Annotated in this window: 20 protein-coding genes; 9 read left to right on the forward strand and 11 right to left on the reverse strand. The window is 67.9% G+C overall.

The window, feature by feature from the left end; translation table 11 throughout:
* From F1599_RS22080 to F1599_RS22090, 3 genes are all read left to right on the forward strand, one after another.
* Nucleotides 1-730, forward strand: a 730-nt coding sequence (locus F1599_RS22080; protein WP_150084594.1) for a flagellar hook-length control protein FliK, incomplete at its 5' end; no start/stop codon positions are given.
* A gap of 140 nt (nt 731-870) precedes the next feature.
* The gene (alkB, locus tag F1599_RS22085; protein WP_149319497.1) at nt 871-1536 is read left to right on the forward strand and encodes a DNA oxidative demethylase AlkB; all 666 of its coding nucleotides are present in this window, start codon (nt 871-873) and stop codon (nt 1534-1536) included.
* Between the two features lie 317 nt (nt 1537-1853).
* Entirely contained in the window at nt 1854-3698 is a 1845-nt protein-coding gene (locus F1599_RS22090; protein ID WP_149319496.1) for a PhoX family protein, read from the forward strand.
* Nucleotides 3699-3897: 199 nt separating this feature from the next.
* On the opposite strand, the gene F1599_RS22095 is transcribed toward F1599_RS22090, so the two are convergent.
* The 3 genes from F1599_RS22095 to F1599_RS22105 all read right to left on the reverse strand — a co-directional run bounded on the left by F1599_RS22095 (nt 3898) and on the right by F1599_RS22105 (nt 8163).
* Nucleotides 3898-6027 carry an FUSC family protein gene (locus tag F1599_RS22095; RefSeq protein WP_150084595.1) on the reverse strand — a complete coding sequence of 710 codons (2130 nt, stop codon included), beginning with the start codon at nt 6025-6027 and terminating at the stop codon, nt 3898-3900.
* Between the two features lie 480 nt (nt 6028-6507).
* On the reverse strand, nt 6508-7206 hold the full coding sequence (locus tag F1599_RS22100; RefSeq protein WP_149319494.1) for an aspartate/glutamate racemase family protein: 699 nt from the start codon (nt 7204-7206) through the stop codon (nt 6508-6510).
* 84 nt (nt 7207-7290) lie between these two features.
* Complete coding sequence (locus tag F1599_RS22105) at nt 7291-8163, reverse strand: LysR family transcriptional regulator (protein WP_150084596.1); 873 nt, start codon at nt 8161-8163, stop codon at nt 7291-7293.
* Nucleotides 8164-8303: 140 nt separating this feature from the next.
* On the opposite strand from F1599_RS22105, the gene argH reads away from it, so the two are divergent.
* The gene (gene argH / locus F1599_RS22110; protein ID WP_150084597.1) at nt 8304-9887 is read left to right on the forward strand and encodes an argininosuccinate lyase; all 1584 of its coding nucleotides are present in this window, start codon (nt 8304-8306) and stop codon (nt 9885-9887) included.
* A 96-nt stretch (nt 9888-9983) separates the two neighbouring features.
* On the opposite strand, the gene F1599_RS22115 is transcribed toward argH, so the two are convergent.
* The 4 genes from F1599_RS22115 to F1599_RS22130 form a co-directional block, all read right to left on the reverse strand.
* A complete protein-coding gene (locus F1599_RS22115) occupies nt 9984-10178 on the reverse strand; it encodes a DUF1059 domain-containing protein (RefSeq protein ID WP_149319491.1) in 195 nt (64 codons plus the stop codon).
* Nucleotides 10179-10301: 123 nt separating this feature from the next.
* Nucleotides 10302-10952 (reverse strand): 3-isopropylmalate dehydratase small subunit, encoded by a 651-nt coding sequence (gene leuD / locus F1599_RS22120; protein ID WP_150084598.1) that lies wholly within the window; start codon nt 10950-10952, stop codon nt 10302-10304.
* Complete coding sequence (gene leuC / locus F1599_RS22125; protein ID WP_190286432.1) at nt 10945-12363, reverse strand: 3-isopropylmalate dehydratase large subunit; 1419 nt, start codon at nt 12361-12363, stop codon at nt 10945-10947. Before leuC ends, leuD begins: the two co-directional genes overlap by 8 nt.
* A gap of 79 nt (nt 12364-12442) precedes the next feature.
* Nucleotides 12443-13417 carry a tripartite tricarboxylate transporter substrate binding protein gene (locus F1599_RS22130; RefSeq protein ID WP_150084599.1) on the reverse strand — a complete coding sequence of 325 codons (975 nt, stop codon included), beginning with the start codon at nt 13415-13417 and terminating at the stop codon, nt 12443-12445.
* A 192-nt stretch (nt 13418-13609) separates the two neighbouring features.
* Between F1599_RS22130 and F1599_RS22135 the strand changes: the two genes are divergently transcribed.
* On the forward strand, nt 13610-14536 hold the full coding sequence (locus F1599_RS22135) for a LysR substrate-binding domain-containing protein (RefSeq protein WP_150084600.1): 927 nt from the start codon (nt 13610-13612) through the stop codon (nt 14534-14536).
* Nucleotides 14537-14591: 55 nt separating this feature from the next.
* On the opposite strand, the gene F1599_RS22140 is transcribed toward F1599_RS22135, so the two are convergent.
* Nucleotides 14592-16049, reverse strand: a complete 1458-nt coding sequence (locus F1599_RS22140) for an MFS transporter (protein ID WP_150084601.1) — start codon at nt 16047-16049, stop codon at nt 14592-14594.
* Nucleotides 16049-16900 carry a ParB-like protein gene (locus tag F1599_RS22145; RefSeq protein WP_150084602.1) on the reverse strand — a complete coding sequence of 284 codons (852 nt, stop codon included), beginning with the start codon at nt 16898-16900 and terminating at the stop codon, nt 16049-16051. Before F1599_RS22145 ends, F1599_RS22140 begins: the two co-directional genes overlap by 1 nt.
* Before the next feature lie 495 nt (nt 16901-17395).
* Between F1599_RS22145 and F1599_RS22150 the strand changes: the two genes are divergently transcribed.
* Complete coding sequence (locus F1599_RS22150; protein WP_150084603.1) at nt 17396-18055, forward strand: uracil-DNA glycosylase family protein; 660 nt, start codon at nt 17396-17398, stop codon at nt 18053-18055.
* Between the two features lie 358 nt (nt 18056-18413).
* Nucleotides 18414-18938: a YtxH domain-containing protein gene (locus F1599_RS22155; protein ID WP_149319483.1), complete on the forward strand. Its 525-nt coding sequence runs from the start codon at nt 18414-18416 to the stop codon at nt 18936-18938.
* A 209-nt stretch (nt 18939-19147) separates the two neighbouring features.
* On the opposite strand, the gene F1599_RS22160 is transcribed toward F1599_RS22155, so the two are convergent.
* The gene (locus F1599_RS22160) at nt 19148-20119 is read right to left on the reverse strand and encodes a Bug family tripartite tricarboxylate transporter substrate binding protein (RefSeq protein ID WP_150084604.1); all 972 of its coding nucleotides are present in this window, start codon (nt 20117-20119) and stop codon (nt 19148-19150) included.
* A 462-nt stretch (nt 20120-20581) separates the two neighbouring features.
* Here F1599_RS22160 and F1599_RS22165 point away from each other — a divergent pair, with 462 nt between their 5' ends.
* Complete coding sequence (locus F1599_RS22165) at nt 20582-22441, forward strand: CocE/NonD family hydrolase (protein ID WP_150084605.1); 1860 nt, start codon at nt 20582-20584, stop codon at nt 22439-22441.
* A 144-nt stretch (nt 22442-22585) separates the two neighbouring features.
* On the forward strand, nt 22586-23539 hold the full coding sequence (locus tag F1599_RS22170; protein ID WP_150084606.1) for a LysR substrate-binding domain-containing protein: 954 nt from the start codon (nt 22586-22588) through the stop codon (nt 23537-23539).
* Between the two features lie 61 nt (nt 23540-23600).
* Here the strand turns inward: F1599_RS22170 and F1599_RS22175 are convergent, their stop codons facing one another.
* The gene (locus tag F1599_RS22175) at nt 23601-24278 is read right to left on the reverse strand and encodes an alpha/beta hydrolase (RefSeq protein WP_150084607.1); all 678 of its coding nucleotides are present in this window, start codon (nt 24276-24278) and stop codon (nt 23601-23603) included.
* Between the last annotated feature and the right edge of the window lie 29 nt (nt 24279-24307).

Here is a 24307-nt window from a genome sequence, read left to right on the forward strand (position 1 = left end):
CGACACCGGCGGCAAGCAGGACGGCGCTGCCGGCGGCCGCGACGGCGCCGCCAGCCAGTTCGCTGCCCCTGCACAGCAGCCCGCTGCGGCGGCGAGCAGCACCACCGTATCGCCGACGGCCGCGTTGCAGGCCGCCCTGCAGGCCGCGTCGGCCGCCGCCAAGGCACCGGGTGAAGACAACGGCGCGGTGGCCGCGCCGATCGAGGGTGCCACGCCGCTGGCGCACGGCACCGCCACCACGCTCGGTGCGCAATCGGGCGCGCAAGCCGCAGTCACGCTGCCGCTGGCCCCGCGCGTCGGCGATCCGCAGTGGCCGCAGGCCCTGGGCCAGCAGATGGTCCGCCTGACCACGCAGGGCAACCACACCGCCGAACTGCAACTGAACCCGCCCGACCTTGGTCCGCTGAAGGTCGTGCTCAATGTGGTCAACGACCAGGCCCAGGCCCAGTTCGTCTCGCCGCACGCCAGCGTGCGCGCGGCGCTCGAAGCCGCCCTGCCCCAACTGCGCCATGCGATGGCCGACAGCGGCATCCAGCTCGGCCAGACCTCGGTCGGCGCCGAGCAGTTCGCCGGCCAGCCGGGCCAGGGGCAACAGCAGGCCCCGCAGCATCGCGGCCAGGGTTTCGCCCAGGGCGTGACGGAGTTCCAGCAGCCTGGCGCGGCCCAGACGGCGACGGCACCGGCGGCGCCGCGTCGCGTGGCGCTGGGTGAGGTCGATACGTTCGCCTGAGCAGGCGGATAGTCAGCTGGGTGGGCTCCCTCTCCTCCAACCCCTCTCCCGCGCGCGGGAGAGGGAAGTCAACCTGCGGGCGATTCCACCCGCCGGCGTATCATTCCCTCTCCCAGTGAATCGACACGCGCCGTCCCCCCATGACCTTCGACCTGTTCGACAACCTGCCCGAGCCCGACAGCCGCGGCGGGGAACACAGCGAAGCGATCGGGCCGGGTGCCGTGGTGCTGCGCGGCTTCGCGCTGTCCCGCGCGCTGGCGCTGCGCCAGGCAATCGAACAGGTCCACGCCCAAGCCCCCTTCCGTCATCTGGTCACGCCCGGCGGCTTTCGCATGTCGGTGGCGATGACCAATTGCGGCACGCTCGGCTGGGTGTCGGACGAGCGCGGCTATCGCTATGACCCCAACGACCCGGACAGCGGCCGGCCCTGGCCCGCGATGCCCGCGGTCTTCGTCGAACTGGCGCGCGAGGCCGCGGCGGCGGCCGGGTATCCCGGCTTTGTACCGGATGCCTGCCTGATCAACCGCTATACGCCCGGCACGCGGCTGTCGCTGCATCAGGACCGCAACGAGCGCGATCTGCATGCGCCGATCGTTTCCGTCTCGCTGGGACTGCCGGCGGTGTTTCTGTTCGGCGGCGCGCGACGCGCCGACCGTCCCGCCCGCATCCGCGTGGCGCACGGCGATATCGTCGTCTGGGGCGGGCCGAGCCGGCTCTTCTATCACGGCATCGCGCCACTGGCCGACGGCGACCATCCGCTGCTGGGGACGCTTCGCCTGAACCTGACCTTCCGCAAGGCCGGCTGAAACACGCCGGCATGACGGCGCGATGACACGCCGATGAAATCTCGATGAAGTTTCGTCGCCAAGGCCGCCGTCCGCGCCTTCCCCCGCACTTGATGCCATTGCATCAGACATCTTTTCATCGCGACGTCACGGACCGCCCCTAGCATCCACCTCGCCGTCAATTTGCACTTGCCGCTGCATTCATCGCATTGGCACGATGCGGCCGCGAAATGTCTTCGATTGCCCTCGATATCGCTTCGATAAGGCTTCGATAAGACCTCGATAAGGCCGCGATGCGATGCCCGGCATTCAATCCAACAAAGGGAGGTCCCCCCGTCATGTCTTACATCACCGATAAGGCGCGCGAGCCGCGCCGTGCGGCTGAAGGCTACATCACCGTTCCCGGCCAGACGCTCGAAGAGATCGTCGCCGCCAACCCGGCCCGTCGCAAGGTCCTGCGTGGCGGCCTGAGCCTGTCGCTGCTGTCGGTCTTCGGTTCGACCGGCCTGCTGGCTGCCTGCGGTGGCGACGACGATCCCGCGCCGGCCCCGGCTCCGGCCCCCGGCCCGACCCCGAGCCAGCCACTGGACTACAGCATCGGCTTCAACCCGGTGGCGGACAAGGTCACCGCCGACACGGTGACGCTGCCCGAGAACTACTCGTACGAGGTCCTGTTCTCCGCCGGCGATCCGGTCGAAATCGGCTCGGTCGGCTATAGCGGCTCATTCCAGAGCTCGGCGGAAACCGAGCGCCAGGCCGGCGGCAACCACGACGGCATGCACTTCTTCGAGATCCCCGGCGTCGACCCGCAGAAGGGCGGCCTGCTGGCGATCAATCACGAAGCGATGGATTCGGCCATCCTGTTTCCGACCAGCTACGACGAAGCCACGGCCACGGCCGAGCAGAAGCGCATCGCGCTGTCGTCGGTCGGCGTGTCGATCATCGAAATCGAATTCGCCGACGGCAAGTGGCGCGTCAAGCGCGACTCGCAGTACAACAAGCGCTATACCGGCAACACCATCTACAAGGTGGGCGGCCCGGCCGCTGCCGCGCTCGGCGGCAGCGTGGTCGGCACGCTGAACAACTGCTCGAGCGGCGCCACGCCGTGGGGCACGTACCTGACCTGCGAAGAGACCACCGACAACTACCTCGACCAGTCGAACCCGGAAGAAGGCTACGGCTGGGTGGTCGAGATCGACCCGCTGAACCAGCTGGGCGCGCCGACCAAGCGCACCGCGATGGGCCGCTTCGACCACGAGAACACCGCGTACATGACGGACGCCAGCAACCGCGTGGCGTTCTACATGGGCGACGACGGCACCCCGGGCTGCATCTACAAGTTCATCCCGAGCAATGCCTTCGATCCGAACAACCGCGCCGCCAACGCCAACCTGCTCGACCAGGGCACGCTGTACGTGGCCAAGTTCAACGCCGACGGCTCGGGCCAGTGGGTCGAGCTGACCCAAGGCAAGAACGGCCTGGTCACCGGCGCCAGCGATCCGGGCAACTACACCCAGTCGACCACGCCGCCGGCGCCGACGACGGTGGACTTCAACACCCAGGCCGACGTGCTGATCAAGACCAAGGCCGCGGCCCGCGTCGCCGGCGGCACGCTGATGGACCGTCCGGAATGGATCACCGTGGGCCTGGACAAGACCGTCTACTGCACGCTGACCAACAACGGCGGCCGCCGCGTCACCGATGCGGCCAACCCGCGCGCCACCAACCCGCACGGCCACATCATCCGCTGGAAGGAACAGGGCGACTCGCCGCTGGCGACCACCTTCACCTGGGAAATCTTCCTGCTGGCCGGCGACCCGTCGCTGGCCGCGGACAACCTGAAGGGCAACATCGTCGGCGACACCTTCTCGAGCCCGGACGGCATCCGCGTCGATCCGAAGGGCCGCCTGTGGGTGCAGACCGATGCCGGCACCGGCAGCAGCACGACCGACATCTTCGGTGCCAACTCGATGCACTACGTCGACCAGCAGACCCGCGAGTGCAAGCGCTTCCTGGTGGGCCCGCACGGCTGCGAGATCACCGGCATCGCCTACACGCCGGACCTGACGACGTTCTTCATCAACATCCAGCACCCGAACGGCGCATGGCCCAGCGCCAGCCTGCCGGCGCGCTCGTCGACCATCGTGGTTCGCCACAAGGACGGCAAGCCGATCGGCGCGTAAGCGTACGCCATAGCGTCCGATGCCGGCCTCGCGCCGGCAATTCCCGAAGCCCGACGGCGACCTGCCGTCGGGCTTTTTTGCTGGTTGGGTAGGAAGCCGCTCGGAAACCGGTCGATGCCGGCCAGGAAGCCGTTCAAGAGCCGTTCAAGAGCCGTTCATGAGCCGTTCATGAGCCGTTCATGAGCCGTTCAAGAGCCGTTCAGCCGGCCGCCAGGACGCGGCGCCAGCGGCCGCCGCGCGCGGGAACCATCGTGGCGATCGCCGTCACGCCGGCGTGCGCCTGCGCGGCATAGCGGCGGGCGAGCATCCCCTGTTCGAGCAGGAAGCGGTCGCGCCATGGCGGCGCGGCTTGATGGGTGCCGTCGTGCTTGGTGTCTTCGCTCTTCACGGCGATGTCGGTCGCTGCAGCCTCCCCTGGCCTCGCCGCCAGCGTCGCCAGTTCGTCCTGCACCTGCGCAAGCCAACGCCGCGTGTCGGCGCTCGCCGGTACCGGCGCTTCGCTGCCGACCGCCTCCGCGCGAATCACGCCGGCGAGCGCCGCCATCTTCCGCACGGTCACATGCAGCCGCGCGAATTCCGCCACGATGGCCGGGCCCAGTTCGGCGCCGGCCTGCTCGAGCGCCTGTTCCGCGCGCACCGATGCGCGGCCCGCGGCCACGCGCAGCGCTTCCAGCCGCGTCTCGGACGGTTCCAGTTCGGCATCGGACAGTGCCTGCGCAAAGGCCGCCCGCAGATAGATCGCATGGATGGCCACCGCTTCCCGCGCGCGGCGGCGGGCGCGTGACAACTCGGCGCGCGGGGCGAGCACCAGATAGCTCGCCAGCGCGATCAGGCAGCCGAACGCGGTATCGGCGCCGCGCAGCATTGCGACGTGGCTGCTGTCGGAAGCAGGTTCGCCGATCCACGAAAACAGGATCACCGCCGGCGTCAGCATCAGTGCGAACAGGCCCGGGCTGCCGGCAAGGCGGGCCACATAGGCAGCGGACAGCGACACCGCGCTGATCGCGAGCGCGACTGGGGCGGTGGGATGCAGCAGCCCCACCATGCAGGCCAGCAGCGCGCCGCCCAGCGAGCCGGCGAAGCGCTGCAGCGAAATACGGCGCGTGGTCTGCAGCTGCGGGCTCAGCACCATGATCACGGTCACCGCGACCCAGTAGCCATGATCGAGCTGCCAGACCAGACCGGGCAGCAGGCTGAGGCCGCCGGCCAGTGCCAGCCGGGCCGCGTGGCGCGTCACGCGCGCATCGCGCGCACCGAGCTCGGCCAGCGTCGTTCCCCACGCGCGCAGGCCGATCCATAGCGAGCGGCGCGGCCAATGGAAAGACGCGCGCCATGCGGCAAAGTCGGGAAAGCGCGCCAGCGATGCCAGCGCGGCGTGATACAGCGGCGGTGCGCTGGCATTGGCGACCTGGCCGTGCAGGCGCTTGAGCTGCAGATACATCGACCGCGTCAGCGCGGGCAGATCGGCCGCATGGCGGGCCAGGCCCTGCTCGATCTGCTCGCGCAGATCGTCGAGGCAGCGATGCAGGTGGCGCAGCGGCAGCCGTTCGTGGCCGCGCCTGCCGCGCAGATCGGAAGCGACGATCAGCAGGGCGAACACCGCCTCGGCCATCGCGATCAGATAACGGTAATGCAGCAACGTGGCCGGATCGAACCAGCTACGTTGCGTCGCGATCAGTTCGCGCGCCTGCTCGATTCGTTCGCGAACGCGCCGCTTGCCGATGTCGGTCTGCGCATCGCCTTGCGTACTGGCGTCGCGGTCGTCGGCGAGTGGCGTCGCTTCGGCCAGCGTGCGGGCCAGCGCTTGCAGCGCCGCGAAGATCGCCACCATCTGCGGCCGCGGCCGCGTATCGCGTGCCGAGGGCAGCAGCGCCAGCGAGAGCGCGCAGGCAAACACGCCACCAAGCAGATAGTCCCGTCCCAGTTCCAGTGCCCATGTGGCGGCGCTCGCCTCGCCAACCGGTTGCAGGCAGGCTGCGATCAACACCACGTAGAGCAACTTGGCCGACAACGCAGCGGCCGTGCCGCGCAGTTCGACCATGCCGGCGGCGAGGCCGGCCGAGACCACTACCAGTAACGCGGCGATCGGGCTGCCGGCCAATGCTCCTCCGAGCGCGCTCGCGAGCGCCCCGCCGACCCCCACCGCGGCAAGCGGAGGCAACCGGTCTCGCGCGGTGCCGCCCGGATCGGCAAGGCAAGTCCAGATCGAAGCGGTGGCCGACCATAGCAGGCCCTGGTCGGCGCCCAGCCAACCCATCGTGGCAAGGGCGAGGAAGGACGCGCCATAGACCGCGCCGCGGCGGCACAGGCCCCCGGCGCGGGCTTTCATGGCCGTCTCGCGAACGGTGGCGAGGATGGCGGCGGCGACGGCGGAAACTGGGCGAGTCAGAGCGGATACAACGCGCATCGGGTAGCGGAAATCGACGTTTCAGCCACTCTATGAGATTCGATGTTGCAACGCAATAAATTGACGGCCGGGACCGTGTATTCGCCGGGGTGGTGCGGGCTTGCCGCGCGATGGTGCGGGCGGATCGCCGGTGTGGTGCAGCGTGACGCCCGCAAGCCGCCATTCTCGCGGCGCGTCTTACGATATGCGGAAATCGCCGGGGAAACCGACCCGACCAGGCACGGCTCGCCGCCTTCGTAGGGGCGAAAAAAAACCGCGCGAAGTTTCGCGCGGCTGGAATCCACCGAGGTGGTGGAGGAGACAGACTCGACTATATACCATCTGCTGCGACGCAACAAGTCCGCTGCAAATACCCCGCGCTGCGACGGCAGATTTGTGGCATGGACGCCACAACATAGTGCTTCATTTGTCCGGCTCCACCGCGAGCCGCAACGCAGCGCGGGCCAACAGCCGCGTCGAGTCGAGCGTCGGCAGCGGCGAATTGGCATCGCTGATGATCAGTGGAATCTCGGTGCAGCCGAGCACCACCGCCTCGCAGCCCTGTGCCTTCAGACCGGCAATCACGCTCTGGAAGTACGCGGTGGTTTCGGTTCGCAGAACGCCGCGGACCAGCTCGTCCATGATCAGCCGGCCGATTTCCGCGCGCTCCTGCAAACCAGGTCGTACCGCCTCGATGCCCCGCGCCGCCAGTTTTTCCGGATAGACCTCGCTGTCGACGAGCCACCGGGTACCGGTCACGCCAACCTTGCGATAACCACGCCGAGCCGCTTCGTCCGCGACCACCTCGGCGATATGCAGCCACGGCAGCGGAGAATGCGGCGCGACATGTTCGAACGCCTGGTGGATCGTGTTGTCCGGACAGATCAGGAAATCGGCGCCGGCCCGCGCCAGCTTGTTGGCGGAATCGAGCATCAGCTCGCCGACACCGCGCAGGTCGCCGCGATCCAGGCAGGCAACATAGTCGGCCAGCGAAGGCGTATGCATCGAGATCTCGGGATGCCCGTGCGGCCCGAGAAACTGCGCGCCTTCGGCGCAAATGGTCCGATAGCACAGCGCGGCGCCCTCGGCGGAGCAGCCAACGATGCCGATATGTTTTGGCATGGCGTGAATTCCGTTGCGTTGGTCGGATGGCGGTGGGATCACCGTGGGTCATTGTAGCGACGGCGGCGTCTGCCGGTCTTGCACTCAGCCGATCGCCCGCCGCAGGCAATCGAGAAACGCCCGCGCCAGCGCCGGCTCCGGATGCTGCCGGGCGCGCAGCACGTAGCTGTTGAAGACGATCGCCGGCTCGAACGGCAGCGCCTTGACGCCGGCAATCCGCAGGCTGCGGATCACCACCGGATTCACCACGCTGACGCCCAGACCCATGCTGACCATCGTGCAGATCGTCGCCGCGTATGGCGTCTCCAGCGTCAGCTTGCGGCGATCGGGGACGAAGGCGGCGTCGATGGCGGCGCGCGTGCCGTCGCCATGGGTCAGCGAGATAAAGGTCTCGCCATCGAGATCGCTGGCCACGATGCGGCGCTTGCGCGCGAGACGATGGTCGGCCGGCACGATGCAGACGCCCGGCACATCGCGCAGCAAAGTCGCCTCGACGCCCGCCGTATCGACCACGTAGGACACCAGGCCGAAATCGCAGAACCGCGTCGCGGTCCATTTGGCGACCATCGGCGAATCGCTGGTATGGACGGAGATCGCGACGTCCGGATGCCGCTTGCGGAACTCGCGGATGGCGGGCGACATCACGCTCATCGCGATCGATGGCACCGCGCCGATGCGCAGTGCGCCCGTGCCGAGCTGCCGGATCGCACGCGCCGAATCGCGCAGCGTATCCAGGCCGACGAAGGCGCGCTCGACATCGCGAAACAGCGCCTCGCCCTCGACGGTCGGCACGAGCCGGCCCGCGATGCGCTCGAACAGGCGAAAGCCGGCCTCGCGCTCGAGCTGCGCGATCACGCGGCTGACGTTCGGTTGGGAGGTATGGAGTTGCTCCGCGGCGATGGTCATCGAGCGCGCCAGCATCACCGCGCGGAAGGTTTCGATCTGCTTGAAGTTCATCGTGTCGTGGTGGAGAAGGCGCGTGGCGATGGTATATCAAATTGGTATGCGCCAACCGCAGATTGTGATTTGACGATATGGAGGACGATTTCCATACTGGCCCACAACGCAATGTCAATTCCCCTATCCCCCCGGGCCATATGGACACGAACGCAATCGACACCACCTACGGCGCCAACAGCGCCAGCAGCGCCACCAACAGCACCGCAAACCACACCGCTTCCAAAGTCAGCCGCCGCCTGCAGCAGGCCACCGCTCCCGAAGTGTGCGAGCTGATCTACCTGCCACGGCTGAACCGCGATTTCGCCAGCGGTTTCCCTTATCTCACCGACATCAACCAGGCCCATCTGCTGATGCTGCATGCCGCCGGGCTGGTGCCGCGCGCGATGGCGGCGCGGATCGCGCGGGCGTTGGAGGAGATCGAACGCGCGGGCCCCGACGCGGTGCCGCTCGACCCGGCGCGCGAAGACGCGTACTTCAACTACGAAGCGCAGCTGATGCAGACCGCGGGCGCCGACGCCGGCGGCCGGCTCCATGTGGCACGCAGCCGCAACGACATCCTCGCCACGCATGATCGGCTGCGCGCCCGCGATGCCGGGCTGGCGCTGCTCGAGGCCATCCAGGCCTTGCGCGCGACCACGCTGACGATGGCGCGGCAGCACGCCGACACGGTGATGCCGGGCTACACGCATCTGCAGGCGGCGCAGCCGATCACCTACGGCTATTACCTCGTCGGTCTGGCCGACGCCTTTGCCCGCGATGCCGAACGGCTGCTGCGCGCACTCGATGCGCTCGATGCCTGCCCGCTCGGTGCCGGTGCGCTCGCGGGTACCGCCTTCCCGATCCAGCGCGAGGAAACCGCACGGTTGCTCGGGTTCTCGCGCTGCGTCGCCAACGGGCTCGACGCGGTGGCATCGCGCGATTTCGCCTGGGAGATGATGTCGGCGATGACGATCGCCGCCGTCGGCTGGAGCCGCATCGCACAGGACTATTTCGTCTGGTCGACGCCGGAATTCGGCCTGATCGACTTCCCCGACAGCGTGGCCGGGACGTCGAGCATCATGCCTCAGAAAAAGAACCCGGTCGTGCTCGAATACCTGAAGGGCAAGGGCGCGCATCTGACCGGCCTGCTGACCGCCGCGTTGTCGACGGTCAAGGGCACCAACTTCTCGCATACCGGCGACGGCAACCGCGAGAGCATGCGCAGCTTCTGGGAATGCGCCGACGAATGCTTGCGCAGCGCCCGGCTGCTGACGCTGGTGATCGGCTCGGCCACGCCGCTGCGCGACAACATGCTGCTGCGCGCGCGCCGGGACTTCTCCGCGGCCACCGATCTTGCCGATGCACTGGTGCGCGAGGCCAATCTGTCATTCCGCGAGGCGCACCATATCGTCGGCGCCGTGGTGCGCCAGGCGCTGGACGCGCAACTGCCCGCCGACCGCATCACCAGCGACATGGTGGACATCGCCGCGCGCCAGCAGATCGGCCGCGCGATCGGCCTGAGCGAAGAGGCGGTGCAGCGCTGCCTGGACCCGGTGCAGGGTGTCCGCGCCCGCATGGCCGCCGGCGGTCCGTCGCCCACGCTGGTGCGCGCGCGTCTCGTCACGATGCAGGCAGAGCTCGACGCGGCCGCCGCGGAACTGGCGGCGCGGCGGCGGGCCGTCGCCAGCGCCCGCGCAACGCTCAAGCGCGAAAACGCCGCGCTCGCCGCGACCCCGGCCTGAGAGACCGGCCGCGCGCAACGTCGCGCCGGCAGAAACGAAACCGCCGGCTCGAAGCCGGCGGGTCATCGTGATCGCCATCGGCGCTGCCGGCGCCCATCATGCCGGCGGCGCGCCTTCCTTGAAGGCTGCCTTCAGCTGCTCGCGCAGCTGCGGCGAATCGTCATGATGATGGACCTCCACCGCATGCTGCACCGCGGCCTCCAGCAGTTCTTCCTCGCTGTCGGCGCTGATCGCCACCGTGCACTTGGTGTCGCTGGGAATTTCCCGGCAATCGATATATTTGCGTCCCATTGCTGCCTCCTGACGCTGCCTGCATGAAATGGCGGATCGAGGTCCGCCCAGGCGCCGCCGGCGCGACACCGGTCAAGGCCGGCGGGCTGCATTGAGTATAGGCAGGCGGCAGGCAATCGATGCTTACCGGGCGCTACCGCCGAGCCGTCGGCGCGTCACCGCGGCGATGTCGCGCGTCCAAGGCTCGGCGGCCCAGCGCCGCTCGGCGAAGGCCTCGACTTGCTGCCGATACGCCAGCGACAGGCCGATGATGTCCAGCCCCTGCAGGAACATCTCGCGATGGCGCGCCGACAGCGTAAAGCCGGCATCGAAGCCCTCGGCGTGCACCCGCATCGCTTCGATGTCGATGCCGACCGGACCACCGTCGCTGGCCTCGACGATCTCCATCAGCGCGGCGACCTGCTCCGGCGGCAGCATCACCAGCAGCAGCCGGTTGTTCATCGCGTTCGAATAGAAGATCTCGCCGAAGCTCGGCGCGATCACCGCGCGGATGCCGTACTGCTGCAAACCCCAGACCGCATGCTCGCGGCTCGAGCCGCAACCGAAGTTGGAGCCGCCGATCAGGATCGACGTGCCGACGTATTGCGGGCGATTGAGCACGAAGTCGGCGCGCGGCTCGCCCTTCGCGTCGAAGCGCAGGTCGTACAGCAGCCCTTGCGCCAGCCCCGATTTGTCGATGCCGCGCAGGAACTGCTTCGGCATGATCTGGTCGGTGTCCAGGTTCTCGATGCGGATCGCCGCGGCCTTGCCGTCGATACGAAGCGGTTCAGTCATGGTGGCGCTCCAGTGCGCGTACATCGGTGATGCGGCCAGTCACGGCGGCGGCGGCCGCCATCGCAGGGCTCATCAGATGGGTGATCGCCCCCCTGCCCTGCCGGCCTTCGAAATTGCGGTTGGTGGTCGAGGCGCAGCGCACGCCGGCCTCCAGCACGTCGTCGTTCATCGCCAGGCACATCGAGCAGCCCGGCTGCCGCCATTCGAAGCCGGCGTCGATCAGCAGCGCGGCGATGCCCTCGGCCTCGGCCTGCGCCTTGACCGCGCCCGAGCCGGGCACCACCATCGCGCGTACCCCGTCCGCCACGCGCCGGCCGCGCACCACCTGGGCCACCGCACGCAAGTCCTCGATGCGGGCGTTGGTGCAGGAGCCGATGAACACATGTTGGATCGGCGTGCCGGCGATCGGCGCGCGGGGCTCCAGGCGCGTATAGGACAGCGCCTGTTCGGTGCTGCGGCGTGCGGGGCCCTCCGGTTGTTCCAGCGGATCGGGGATCCGTCCGCCCACCGGCACGACCTGATCCGGGCTTGTGCCCCAGGTGACATGCGGCGCCACGTCGCTGGCATCAAAACGGTGTTCGACGTCGAAGGCCGCGCCGGCATCGCTGCGCAGTGCGCGCCAGGCGGCAAGCGCCTGCGGCTGCAGTTCCTCATCGATATCCGGCGCGCGTTGCAGCACGTACTCGATGGCGGTGGCGTCGGGCGCGATCAGCGCGCCGCGCGCGCCGGCCTCGACCGCCATATTGCACAGCGTGAAGCGGGCCTCGACGCTGAGCGATTCGATCGCGCTGCCGCAGAACTCGACCACATAGCCGCGTGCGCCCTGCGCGCCGATCCGGCCGATGATCATCAGTACCAGGTCCTTGGCCGTGGTGCCGGCCGGCAGCGTGCCGTCGACGCGAATCCGCATGTCCTTTGCCAGCCGGTAGACCAGCGTCTGCGTCGCCAGCACATGCTCGACCTCCGAGGTGCCGATGCCGAAGCCGAGCGCACCCAGCGCCCCATAGGTGGTGGTATGGCTGTCGCCGCAGATCACCACCATGCCGGGCCGGATCATGCCGTGCTCGGGCGCGACCACATGCTCGATGCCCTGCAGCCGGTCGTTGGTATCGAACAGCGCAATCCCGTGCCGGTCGCAGTTGGCCTTCAGGTTGCTCGCCTGCAGGGCCGACGCAGGGTCGGCAATCACGCGGATCGCGCCGGGATGCGTCGGGATGATATGGCTGACCACGGCGACGTTCTGCCCCGGCATCAGCACCGGCCGGCCCTGCTCGTGCAGGCCGGCGAAGGCCTGCGGGCTGGTGTACTCGTTCATCAGATGCAGATCGCAGAACAGCAGGACGTTGTCGTCGTCCAGTCTGGCGACCGTATGCGAATCGACCAGCTTGCGATATAGCGTGCGGGGAATCATGCAGGGTTCCGAATGAGGCGATATGTCATGCCGCGATGTTCCGCGGCGCCTGTCGCGGGCAATGTGCCTGGCTTATGGCTTACTCCGCCGAGATGCCGCGCTCCTTGATCAGCCTGGCCCACAGCGGCATTTCCTTGGCGAGGCGGGCGCGGGCCTGCTCCGGCGTGGACGGCATCGGATCGAAGCCCTCGCGCACCATGCGGGCCTTCAGTGCCGGCGCGTTCAACGCGGTATTTAGCGCGGCGTTCAGCTTGGCAATCACCGGCTGCGGCGTGCCGGCCGGGGCGAACACCATGAACCACGTCTCGAAGGCATAGCCCGGCAGGCCCGCCTCGGCGATGGTGGGCACATCGGGCATCAGCGGCGAGCGCTTGGGTCCGGTCACGCCGATCGCGCGCAGCTTGCCGGCCTGCACCTGCTGCTGCGCGGCGGACAGCACCGGGAAGCTCATGTTGACCTGGCCGGCGATGGTGTCCATCAGCGCCGGACCGCCACCGCGATACGGGATATGTTCGATCGGCACATTGGCCACGCTCTTGAACAACTCGGCCGCCATATGGAAGGTGCTGCCCGGGCCCGCCGATCCATAGGTGTACTTGCCGGGCTGGGCCTTCAGCATCGACAGCAGCCCCTTCAGGTCCTTGGCCGGCAGCTGGTTGTTGACCACCAGCACATGCTGGGAGCTCGCCACCATGCCGATCGGCGCCAGGTCCTTCTGCGTGTCGTACGGCATCTTCGCGAACAGCGACGGATTGATCGCCAGCGACACCGTCTGCAGGCCGATCGTGTAGCCATCGCCGGCCGCCTTGGCTACCGCATCGACGCCGATATTGCCGCCGGCGCCGCCCTTGTTCTCGATCACGATGGTGCCGCCGAGCGCCTTGGCCCATTCGTCGGCGACGAGCCGCGCCGCGATATCGGCGCTGCCGCCCGGCGCGTAGGGCACCACCAGCTTGATCGGCCGCTCGGGATAGCCCTGCGCATACGCGCCCGCGGCGACGACCGTGCTACCGAAAGCCAGCGTCAGGCCGGCGCAAAGGAGTTGCAGTTTCATCGTTGTCTCCGTCCACTCGGGGGTTCGTTGTTGATTTCGTTATTGGTTTCGTTGTTGGTCTTGTTGTGGAAGGCATCGTATCATTGATGAAAACCAGCATAATTTCCGGCCGGATCATGCTTGATTAACTGCGATTCACGAATCACCACTCCCGTCGGTCGCTCGGCTCCCCCTCCACCAGATCCACCCTTCATGGACGGCTTCTCCGATCTCGCCTTCTTCGCCACCGTCAACAAGCACGGCAGCCTGGCCGCCGCCGCGCAGCAACTCGGCGTCACGCCCCCGGCGGTCAGCAAGCGCCTGGCCGCGCTCGAGCGGCGCCTCGGCGTGCGCCTGCTGCAACGGACCACGCGCCGGCTCAGCCTGACGCCCGAGGGCGAGACCTATCTGGTCGAAGGCGCGCGCGTGCTCGCCGAACTGGAGGCGCTGGAGCGCACCGTGGCGGGCAGCGGCGCGACGCCGCACGGTCTGTTGCGGATCAGTGCGACGCTGGGCTTTGGCCGCCGGTATATCGCGCCGGCACTGTCCGCCTTCGCGCGGCTGCATCCGCGCGTCGAGGTGCAGCTGCATCTGAGCGACCGCCCGGTCAATCTGGTCGAACAGGGCTTCGATGCGTCGGTCCGCTTCGGGGAGTTGCCGGACGCGCGGCTGACTGCGCGGCTGCTGGCCAACAATCGCCGCCTGCTGTGCGCCACCCCTGCGTATCTGAAGGCCGCCGGCACGCCGGCCACGCCGCAGGACTTGACGCGGCATCAGTGCATCTTCATTCGCGAGAGCGACGAGACGTTCGGCACCTGGCATTTGCGCAGCGGCACGCGGCAGGAGACCGTCAAGGTGCGCGGCCCACTGAGCACCAACGACGGGGAATCGGCGCTGGGCTGGGCGCGCGAAGGGCATGGCATCCTGGTGCGTTCGGAATGGGATGTGGCGCCGCTATTGCGCAGCGGAGAGCTGCAGCCGGTGCTGAAGGAATGGAGCCTGCCGAACGCCGATATCTACATCGTGTTCCCGACGCGCAGCCATCTGTCGGCGAAGACGCGCGCGCTGGTCGATTTCCTGCTGCAACGCTTTGCCGCGCACCGGCGCGTGGATAGCGGCGCGGCGCACAACGGCTGGTGAGGGTGACGGCGGCGTGCCGGCGCGTTTAGTCGCACTCAGTCGCACTCAGTCGTGCTCAGTCGAGATACGGCCGCAGCGGCGCCGCCACCGCCTCCAGCGGCTTGCGTTCGGCGTCGACCGCGTATCGCCACGCCAGCAGACCGGCGATGATCACCAGCGCCGCGCCGATCGCATAACCGATCGCCACCGCTTCCCGGCTGCCCGTTTCGACCAGCATGCCGAACAGCGCCGGCGCCACGAATCCACCGGCGCCGGTGCCGATCGCAAAGAAGATCGAGATGGCCAGTGCGCGGATTTCCAGCGGGAAGACCTCGCTGACCGTCAGATACGCGGAGCTTGCCGCGGCCGACGCGAGGAAGAATACCGCCGACCAGCACAGCGCCAAGCCGCGCGCCTCGACCCAGCCCTGCACGAAGGCCCAGCCGGTCAGCGCCAGCCCCACGCCGGACAGGCAATAGGTCAGGCCGATCATCCTGCGCCGGCCGACCTGGTCGAACAGCGGGCCAAGGATCAATGGGCCAAGCACGTTGCCGAGCGCGAAGGGAAACAGATAGAGCGCCACGCGGGCATCGGGCACGGCGTAGAAGCGCGTCAGCACCAGCGCGTAGGTGAAGAAGATCGCGTTGTAGAAGAAGGCCTGCGAGATCATCAGCGCCAGCGCGACCACGGTGCGTCTCCGATAGCGATGCAGCATCACGTCGGCGACCTCGCGCCACGGCGTCGCCTGTCCGGCGGTGCGCGGCATTTTTCGCAGCACGGTGTCGTCGCGGGCGGTATGCGCCGAATGCCCGTAGACCTCGGCCTCGATCCGCTCGACGATCCGCAGCGCCTCTTCCGGGCGGCCATGCGTCAGCAGCCAGCGCGGGCTCTCCGGCACGTCGCGCCGCACCAGCAGGATCGCCACGGCCAGGATCGCGCCCAGCGCGAAGCCCGCGCGCCAGCCCAGTTCGGGACCGAGCACGCGCGGGTCCAGCAGCACCAGGCTCAGGCCCGCACCGAGTGCCGCGCCCAGCCAGAAGCTGCCATTGATCGCGAGGCTGACGCGGCCGCGCACGCGTGCCGGCACCAGTTCGTCGATCGCCGAATTGATCGCCGCGTATTCGCCGCCGATACCCAAGCCGGTGACGAAGCGGCATAGCGCAAAGACCGCGAAGTTCGGCGAGAAGGCGGTCGCCAGCGTCGCGCCCATATAAACCGCCAGCGTCAGCAGGAACAGCCGCTTGCGGCCAAGGCGATCGGTCAAGCGGCCGAAGATCAGCGCGCCGAGCACCGCGCCGGCGATATAGATCGAACCCGACCAGCCGAATTGCGCGGCCGACAGCCCCAGCGTATCGGGCCGCTGCAGCACGCCGCCGAGCGAGCCGACCAGCGTGACCTCCAGACCGTCGAGCACCCATGCCACGCCGAGCGCGATCACCACGCGCCAGTGCCAGCGCGACCAGGGCAGCCCATCGAGGCGCTCGGGCAAGGCCGCCGCCGGCGCGATCGTGCTCGCCTGCGCGCGCGCCGTCATCACGCCTTTCCGTCGGACTTGCCGGACTTGCCGGAGCCGCCGGACTTGCTGGACTTGGTGCCCTTGTCCTTGCCGATGGAACTGAGCTTCGCCTTGCCGCCAGCCTTGCCGCGAGTCTTGCCATCCTCCCGGTCATCGAGATGACCCGGCAAGCCGCGCGCCTTGCTGCTGCGCGCCAGCTTGACGGCATGCGCGAGCGCCAGCGCGAAACCGGGCACCGTGTCGAGGCGCCCGTCGATGTGGCGACGGAAGAAATCGGCCCAGCGGAAATCGGGATAGGCCTGCTTGACCTTGTCGTAGCCGCCGGCCAATTGGGCGAAGGCCTCCAGGCTGCGGTACGGATCGTCGCGCATCTCGGCCAGCGAATGCGGCAGGGCGGCGAGCCCCTGCCGCTCGCCGTATTGATCGTAGGGATGGACCAGATGCCGGGCCTCCATCTCCAGCCAGAAGCGATCGGGCGGCAGCGCGCTCCAGTTGTGCTTGATCACCACCGGCACGCTTTCGATGCCGAGCTCATACCAGGCGCGCGCCCAGTGATGGTGGTCGATGACGTAGAAGGCCGGGCCGGGGCCGATCACGACATGGATGCGATGCCGCTCCAGCAGCTCGATCTGCTTGCGGCCCTGATGGCGCAGGGTCACGTCCATCTTGCTCTGGACGTGATACAGGCCAACGGTCATTTGCGTGGGCCGCAATTGCCTGACGGGCAGCGTGACACGCGCACCCTTGCGCCAAACCTCGCCGGTCAGCGCTTCGGCCGGCGGCACCGGCACGGCCCCGCTGGCCGCCGTCCTGTCGTCGGCCGATTCCAGAGTGTCGCGCAACCGGGCGGTCTCGCCGATGCGTTTCATTGCCTTGCCTCCCTTGCGACCGTCTTGCCGTGGCTTCATGCGGGCCTTTTGGTGGTTCGCTGATGACCGGGGCGGGGCAAGAAGCATGCCGTCGGGCCCCGGTCCTCCGGTGGGCGCTCTCAAACCGCGATACTGCCGGTACGCGGTTGGCACGTTGTGAGCCGTACATCGCTTTGCAACGCAGATTGTAAAAGGTTCAGGTGCTGCTCGCACCGCCCTGGGCCCACAACGGCCCCCGTCAACGCCGGGCTACTCGTCACCGCGTAGTGTCGCGAAACGCGTGAATCGCGACATCAAGCATGTCGTAGTGTCGGGAAACGCGCGAATCGCGACATTAAACATTCGGGCAGTGTCGGGAATCGGGGAATTTGCGACACTAAGGGCCGACGTAGTGTCGCGAAAGGGCACTATCGCGGATTCCCTCCGCGTCACAAAAAGTACGGCGCTAGCAGAGTTCCTCTGTAAAGCCATCGCGCCACTCGTAATACCGGACGTATGAAGATTCACCGAACAATAGAACTCGGCGCGCTGCTGGCCCAAGTCCGGGCCTGCAGGGCCTGCGAACCGGATTTGCCGCTCGGCGCCCGCCCTGTACTGCAGGCCTCGCCGCAATCCCGCATCCTGATCGTCGGCCAGGCGCCGGGGACGAAGGTCCACCAGACTGGCATCCCCTGGAACGACGCCAGCGGCAAGCGGCTGCGTGAGTGGCTGGGCGTCGATGCCGAGACGTTCTACGACCCGACCCGATTCGCCATCGTGCCGATGGGCCTCTGCTATCCCGGCCGCGCTGCCAGTGGCGACAAGCCGCCGCGGCCGGAGTGCGCGCCGATGTGGATGGACCGGATTCTGGCCGGGCTGGAGCACATCGAGCTGACGCTGCTCGTCGGCCTCCATGCGCAGCGGTATTTTCTCGGCGCCGCGAACAAGCCGTCGCTGACCGAGACCGTGATGGCGTGGGCGGAATATGGGCCGCGATATGTTCCGCTGCCGCATCCCTCGCCGCGCAATGTGGCGTGGTTCCAGCGGAACGCGTGGTTCGGTGAAGAGGTGGTGCCGATGTTGAAGACGCGCGTGGCCGAAGTATTGGAGAACGACGGGGTCAATGAGGCGGAAAAGGCGGCACCACGTCGAATCGCGGCGAGGCCGCGTCCCTAAAGCCTCTCTGCAAATCCTTCTGCCAGCGCTTTTGTCAGCGCTTCTGCCGTCCCTCTTGCCAGCCCTTCTACCAGCCCTTCTGCAGGCCCCCTCTGCAGGCCCCCCTCTGCAGGCCCGCTCTGCACGCCCTTCTGCAGGCCCCTCTGCAGGCGTCTCTGCAACACTGATTTCCCCATCGGTAAATTTCACCTCCCCGCCGGGGCGCCGGATCGCTTTATCTGCGAGCTCGCACGCCGCTTTCGCCCACCACGCCGGCTCTCCTTCCGCACCGTCGAACTGGCACACCTGATGCTCCCCGCTTTAATCGCTTCCCCGCCGCCGGGCGGGGGGTGTAGCCATTGTTCTCAAGGAGGCGCAAATGAACGACGGAATGCACGAGGAGCGGCGGGAAGGCATGCAGCGCGAAACGCACGGCAGCAAGCCGGGCCTGCTGCCATTTGCGGTCGCGGCGGCGGTTGGCGCGGCGATCATGTACCTGTTCGATCCGCAGTCGGGCCGCCGGCGCCGCGCGGAGCTGCGCGACAAGGCCGAGGCAAGCCGCCACGACATGCAGGATCTCGCGGAGAAGCAGGCAAAACGGATCACCGACCGGATGCAGGGCATCGCGGCGAAGGTACGTAGCGCGACCGGCCTGGGCAAGCACGCGGCCGATGACAACACCATCGCCGAGCGCGTTCGCGCGGAAATGGGCCGTCTCGTGGGCCACCCCGGCGCGATCGACGTGGCCGTGGTCGGCGGGCGAGTCTGGTTGAGCGGACACATCCTGTCGGCCGAACACGAGGCACTGATCGCGGCCGTGCGGGCCATCGCCGGCGTACAGGATGTCGACGATCGCCTGACCGTGCACGAGGAAGCCGGCAACGTGCCGGAGTTGCAGAGTTAGCGGTATCGCGCTGCCGCCCGACAGGCTGGTCTTCCCCGGCCCTGCGGAAGTTCGGCGGTGTGCGAAGTCAGGTCACCGGGCCCCGCGTGCGGGGGCGACAGCGACCTTATTCGACGCCGCCGGGCTGCGGGCTCAAATAACCCCTCGAATAGCCCCTCGAATAGCCTCTCGAATGGCCCTTGCATGGCCGCCCTTGAGCTGTCCGACCGTCACGAGTTCTGAATCCCGCGCCGCTTGATGAATTCGCCGCACACCTTGGCGTCCGTCACGGCGCGCTGCTTGATCGCCTCGGCCGACCCTGCCAGCGGCTCCAGATAGAGCGACGCCAGCTTGCTCTTGACCTGCGGATCCGACAGGAAGGCCTGCACGGACGCATTCAGCCGAGCCACCACCTTGGCATCCATATTGGCCGGCCCGAGCAAGGCGTACCAGCCAGGCATCACGGGCACGTCCAGACCCGCTTCCTTGACCGTCGGCACATTGGGCAACTCCTTGGCGCGCTTCTGCCCGACGATCGCCACCGGCACCACGTTGCCGCCCGTGATCTGCGGCAGCGCCGAACCCACCACGCTGACCATCGCATCGACTTCGCCGGCGATCACGCCGGTCAGCGCCGGACCCGAGCCCTTGTAGGCGGCGTGTGTCAGCTTGATGCCGGCCTTGTCGGCCAGCATCTCCATCGCCAGATGCGTGGAATTGCCGACGCCGGCGCTGCCGAAAGTCAGTCCGCCGGGCTTGGCCTTCGCCTTCTCGATGAACTGGGCCATCGACGTGATGCCGCTGGCCTTGCTGGTCACCAGCACGAACGGCGTATCGACCACGGGAGCAATGAAGGTGAAGTCCTTCTGCGGATCGTAGGGCAGCGACTTGTACAGATGCTGGTTGAAGCTGACCTGCGACACACCGGTCAGCAGCAGCGTGTAGCCGTCGGCGGGCTGCTTGGCCACGAAGGACGTGCCGATGATGCCGTTGGCGCCGGCGCGATTGTCGACCACCACGGACTGACCCAGCTCCTGGCTCAGCTTGTCGCCCAGCATCCGCGCGACCACGTCGCCGCCCGAGCCCGCCGACTGCGGCACGATCAGCCGGACAGGACGGTTGGGATAGGCATCCTGCGCCATCGCGGCGCCGGACAGCGTCATCAGGGCCGCCATCGCGGCGCCCATCAAGGAACGGTACATCTGCAGTTCTCCCCAATCATGCGAATTGAAATGGTCTCGACGGCTGCGGTTCGCTGGCTGCGTTTCGCTGGCCGCGTTTCGCTGGCTCCATTGGCACCGGCGCGCCACACGCCCTCCCATCGGCGCAATGCGCCGCCATCGATCCGGCTTGTAGAGCGATGGTAAGAATTCGCGCGAGTGCCAACCAATACGGAATCTCGATGTCGCCATAGGTCGAACCTATGGCGGATTCCGGGCTGCCCCTCCCGCGGGCATCGGGAATCGCCGCGGTGCATGCCCCGCGTTTTGCATCGGCATTCGGCCCTGCTTTGGCGCATCTCGATGCGCTCGCGGCCGATCTTGCGCGCCGCGGCGCAGCATGCCATAGGCCAGCCCTATATCCATATCGGCATTTCGTCTTTCCGGGGCTCGGGGGGCGCTGCTTACCATTGCCGCAAGCCAACCGACCTCAACGCAAGATTCATGTCCGATATCGATCTCCGCGGCAATGCCTGGAAAACGCCGGCCAGCACCTATCTCGAAGCGCGCCCCTCGCGCTTTTCTGTTCCCGATGCGCCGCTGTCCTGTTATGTGACGATGCGCGACGGATGCCGGCTCGCGGTCGATGTCTTCGTGCCGCAGCCGCTGGAGGCCGAAGGGCCGGTCCGCGACAACGATGCGCCGGCGCGCTATCCGACCATCGTCATCTTCACGCCCTATTTCCGCCGTTTCCGGCTGCGCGAGCCCGGTGCGGAGCCGAGCCCGAATACCGCTAAATACCGCGACGCCTTCGTACCGAAGGGCTATGCGGTAGTGGTGGTCGACGTACGCGGCACCGGCGCCAGCTTCGGCACGCGTGACGCGCTGCGATCGCCGACCGAGCGTGACGACTATTTCGAGATCGCGGACTGGATCGTGGCGCAGCCCTGGTCCAATGGCCGCATCGGCTCGACCGGCATCTCCTATCTGGGCGCGGCCGCCTGTTTCCTGGCCAGCACGGGCCATCCCGCGGTCAAGGCGATCGCCCCGCTGTTCGCGGTCTCCGACATCTACAGCGAGCAGCTGTACCCGGGCGGCCTGCTGTCCAAGGTCTGGGTGCAGGCCTATGACGAACTGATGGTCGCGCTCGATCAGGACGATCGCGCGCTGCTGGCCCGCTATCCCTACTTCAACGATCCGCGCTTCGATGGACCGGAGCGGGTCGACGCGGACACCGACGGCAGCCTGGTACAAGCGGCCATCGAGCAGCATCGCAACAACTTCGCGCTGGCCGATCTGGCGCCGGAGTTCGCCTTCCGCGATGGCGCCACGCAGCACGACCCGGCGCTCGATTCGGGCAGCTGCAGCCCCTATCGCTATCTCGACGGCATTGCGCAGGACGTCGCGGTGTATTCGATCTCGGGCTGGTACGACGGCGGCGGCTATGCGAATGGCGCGATCACCCGCTTCCTTTCACTGCCCAATCACGACAGCCGGCTGCTGCTGGGCCCCTGGGACCACGGCGCGCGCACCAATATCTCGCCGTGGCGCAACCACGCCGCCGCCGACTTCCCGCTGCTGGCCGAGGTACTGCGCTTCTTCGATCATCATCTGATGCAATTGCCCACCGGGCTCGAGCATGAGGCCCGCGTCCACTACTACAGCGTGCACGACGAGCAATGGCATGCGGCCGCGACCTGGCCCCCGGTGCCGGTGGATGACACGCAGCGGCTGTATCTGAGCGCGGATGCGGAAAGCCTGTCGCCGGCATGTCCCGCGGCGGAATCGGACCGCGACACGATGGCCGACTTCAACTGGTCCACCGGCCGCCAAACCCGCTATGAGCGGCTCGGCGCGGCCAATATCGAGGACTACTACCCGGACTGGAGTGAACGGCAGCAGGACCTGCTGTCCTTCGATGGCGCGGTGCTGACGGCGCCGCTGTCGATCGCCGGCCATGTCGTGCTGAACATTGGCCTCGCCAGCTCGCAGCCCGACGCCGCGCTGCATGTCTTCCTGTCCGAGGTCGAGGCGTCCGGGCAAGTGCGCTACATCACCGAAGGCATGCTGCGCGCGCTGCATCGCAGGACCGCGCCGTGCCCGCCGGAATACCGCACCACGTGGCCCTACCGCACGTTCGCGAAGGCCGACGCGGCGCGTCTGGTGCCGGGGCAGACCGAGCGCCTGCACTTTGCGATGCTGCCCGTCGCGTGGACGTTGGCCGCCGGAAGCCGGCTGCGTCTGTCGATCGCCGGCGCGGACCGTGGGCACTTCCCGCAGGTGCCGCACGGCCGTCCGCCGCGGCTGTCGATCCGACTCGGCGGCGAGCTGGCTTCGTATCTCGATCTGCCGATTCGCCGCTAGTCCCGCGGCTGGTCCTGTGGCGGGCCCCGCTGCGGAACGCGCAGCGGGGCGCCGGCGGATGCTACATTGCCGGCGTCCCCGCCACCGATCCGGCCGCATTCGCGACCGATTGGCGCGAGCCACCATGCCACCGCCTCGCCGAATATGGACCTGAAGCAGCTGCGCTATTTCGCGCGCATCGTCGAACTGGAGAGCATCACCGCCGCGGCCGATGCGCTCCATATCGCCCAGCCCTCGCTGAGCCAGCACGTCGCCAACCTCGAAGCCGAACTCGACGCCAGATTGCTGGTGCGCGGCCCCTCGGGCACCAGACCCACCGACACCGGCCTTATCCTCTACCGCCACGCCAAGATGGTGCTGCGGCAGATGGAAGAGGCCAAGGCCGCGGTACAGCACGGCCGCGACGTGCCATGCGGCCACGTCAGCGTGGGCTTGCCGACCAGCACCTCCCGCGTGCTGGCCCTGCCGCTGCTGCGGCATGTGACCGAGCACTTCCCCGATATCACGCTGGAGATTGTCGAAGGCTCCAGCGCCGATCTGGCCGAATCGCTGGCGCTGCAGAAGCTCGACCTCGCCGTGGCGATGGACGTGCAGCAGCGCCCCAACATGCAGTCGACCCCGCTGCTCGACGAACAGCTGATGCTGGTCGGCCGGCCAATTCCAGAACGTCCGGGACATCCGGGACATCCCCACGCCATCACGCTGGCGCAGGCCGCGGCGCTGCCGCTGCTGCTGCCCAGCTTCCCCAATTCGGTCCGCGTGCTGTGCGATCGCGCGCTGGTCAGTGCCGGCCTGCAATGCCGCCTGGTCGCGGAGACCAGCGCGGTATCGGTGCTGCTGTCCGCCGTGCGCGAGGGACTGGGATGGACCATCCTGCCGTGGTCCGCGCTGGCCGGCGACGAAGACGATGCGCTTGCGGCGATGTCGATTACCGACGCGACGCTGGAGCGGCGCGTCAGCCTGTGCCTGTCGTCGTCGGCAAGCCTGAGCCTGGCGTGCCGCAGCGTCGAGGCCGCGCTGCAGACCATCGTGTCCGAGATGGTCGGGAGCGGGCAGTGGAAGGGAGTCAGGCTGATCGGCGGAGCTTCGCCGGGCTAGGCGGGGCCCATGCGGCTGATCGGCGCAGCTGGGCCGGGCTGACGAGGCCCACGCGGCCGATTCACGCCTCGGCGGATGCGGGCGGGCGCTCCAGATAGCTGGCGACCTGGCGCCTCAGCACCGGCAGCTTGCCAGTAAAGAAATGGTCCGCGCCGGGCACCACCACGACGGGCAGCTGCTGCGGACGGGCCCAATCGAAGATGGCCGACAGCGCGACGCGCTCGTCGTCCTCCCCATGAATCACCAGTGCATTGGCGGGGACCGGCGGCGTATCGTAGCTGCGGTGATTCGCAACGGGGCCGGACGGCATGCCGGTCAGAATCAGATGATCGATCGCGATGCCGCGTTGCGTAAGCTGGACCGATGCCAACGCCGCAACGAAGGCGCCGAAGGAGAAGCCCGCCAGCGCCAGCGGCAGACCCGGGTACTGCTCGCGCAGATGGTCGACCACCGCCAGCATGTCGTTCGTCTCGCCGACACCGGCGTCGTGCTCGCCCTGCGTCGCGCCGACGCCGCGAAAATTCGGTCGCACCGCGAGAAAGCCATGCGCGGTCAATTCGCGGGCCAGCTGGTGCGGCACCTTGTGGTCAGCGGTGCCGCCCTGCATCGGATGAGGATGGCCGACCACGGCAATGCCCTGCACCGCGTCTTTCGGCGAGTCGATCAGCAATTCGATATCGCCAGCCTCGCCGCGAATCAGCGTGCGGGTCGTCGTTCCGGGGGTGATTGTCAGTGCCATGGCTTGTCTTCGATCGTTGGATGCGGCGG

Origin of the sequence: Cupriavidus cauae (assembly GCF_008632125.1) — a bacterium.
GTDB classification, from domain to species: Bacteria; Pseudomonadota; Gammaproteobacteria; order Burkholderiales; family Burkholderiaceae; genus Cupriavidus; species Cupriavidus cauae.

Bases quoted from the DNA above. Each gene is read 5' to 3' on its own strand.
- F1599_RS22170 (WP_150084606.1), top strand. From the start codon at position 22,586: ATGGACCTGAAGCAGCTGCGCTATTTCGCGCGCATCGTCGAACTGGAG.
- F1599_RS22145 (WP_150084602.1), bottom strand. From the start codon at position 16,900: ATGAAACGCATCGGCGAGACCGCCCGGTTGCGCGACACTCTGGAATCG.
- F1599_RS22165 (WP_150084605.1), top strand. From the start codon at position 20,582: ATGTCCGATATCGATCTCCGCGGCAATGCCTGGAAAACGCCGGCCAGC.
- leuC (WP_190286432.1), bottom strand. From the start codon at position 12,363: ATGATTCCCCGCACGCTATATCGCAAGCTGGTCGATTCGCATACGGTC.
- alkB (WP_149319497.1), top strand. From the start codon at position 871: ATGACCTTCGACCTGTTCGACAACCTGCCCGAGCCCGACAGCCGCGGC.
- F1599_RS22115 (WP_149319491.1), bottom strand. From the start codon at position 10,178: ATGGGACGCAAATATATCGATTGCCGGGAAATTCCCAGCGACACCAAG.
- F1599_RS22155 (WP_149319483.1), top strand. From the start codon at position 18,414: ATGAACGACGGAATGCACGAGGAGCGGCGGGAAGGCATGCAGCGCGAA.
- F1599_RS22175 (WP_150084607.1), bottom strand. From the start codon at position 24,278: ATGGCACTGACAATCACCCCCGGAACGACGACCCGCACGCTGATTCGC.
- F1599_RS22135 (WP_150084600.1), top strand. From the start codon at position 13,610: ATGGACGGCTTCTCCGATCTCGCCTTCTTCGCCACCGTCAACAAGCAC.
- F1599_RS22150 (WP_150084603.1), top strand. From the start codon at position 17,396: ATGAAGATTCACCGAACAATAGAACTCGGCGCGCTGCTGGCCCAAGTC.
- F1599_RS22105 (WP_150084596.1), bottom strand. From the start codon at position 8,163: ATGAACTTCAAGCAGATCGAAACCTTCCGCGCGGTGATGCTGGCGCGC.
- F1599_RS22160 (WP_150084604.1), bottom strand. From the start codon at position 20,119: ATGTACCGTTCCTTGATGGGCGCCGCGATGGCGGCCCTGATGACGCTG.
- argH (WP_150084597.1), top strand. From the start codon at position 8,304: ATGGACACGAACGCAATCGACACCACCTACGGCGCCAACAGCGCCAGC.
- leuD (WP_150084598.1), bottom strand. From the start codon at position 10,952: ATGACTGAACCGCTTCGTATCGACGGCAAGGCCGCGGCGATCCGCATC.
- F1599_RS22130 (WP_150084599.1), bottom strand. From the start codon at position 13,417: ATGAAACTGCAACTCCTTTGCGCCGGCCTGACGCTGGCTTTCGGTAGC.
- F1599_RS22095 (WP_150084595.1), bottom strand. From the start codon at position 6,027: ATGAAAGCCCGCGCCGGGGGCCTGTGCCGCCGCGGCGCGGTCTATGGC.
- F1599_RS22090 (WP_149319496.1), top strand. From the start codon at position 1,854: ATGTCTTACATCACCGATAAGGCGCGCGAGCCGCGCCGTGCGGCTGAA.
- F1599_RS22100 (WP_149319494.1), bottom strand. From the start codon at position 7,206: ATGCCAAAACATATCGGCATCGTTGGCTGCTCCGCCGAGGGCGCCGCG.
- F1599_RS22140 (WP_150084601.1), bottom strand. From the start codon at position 16,049: ATGACGGCGCGCGCGCAGGCGAGCACGATCGCGCCGGCGGCGGCCTTG.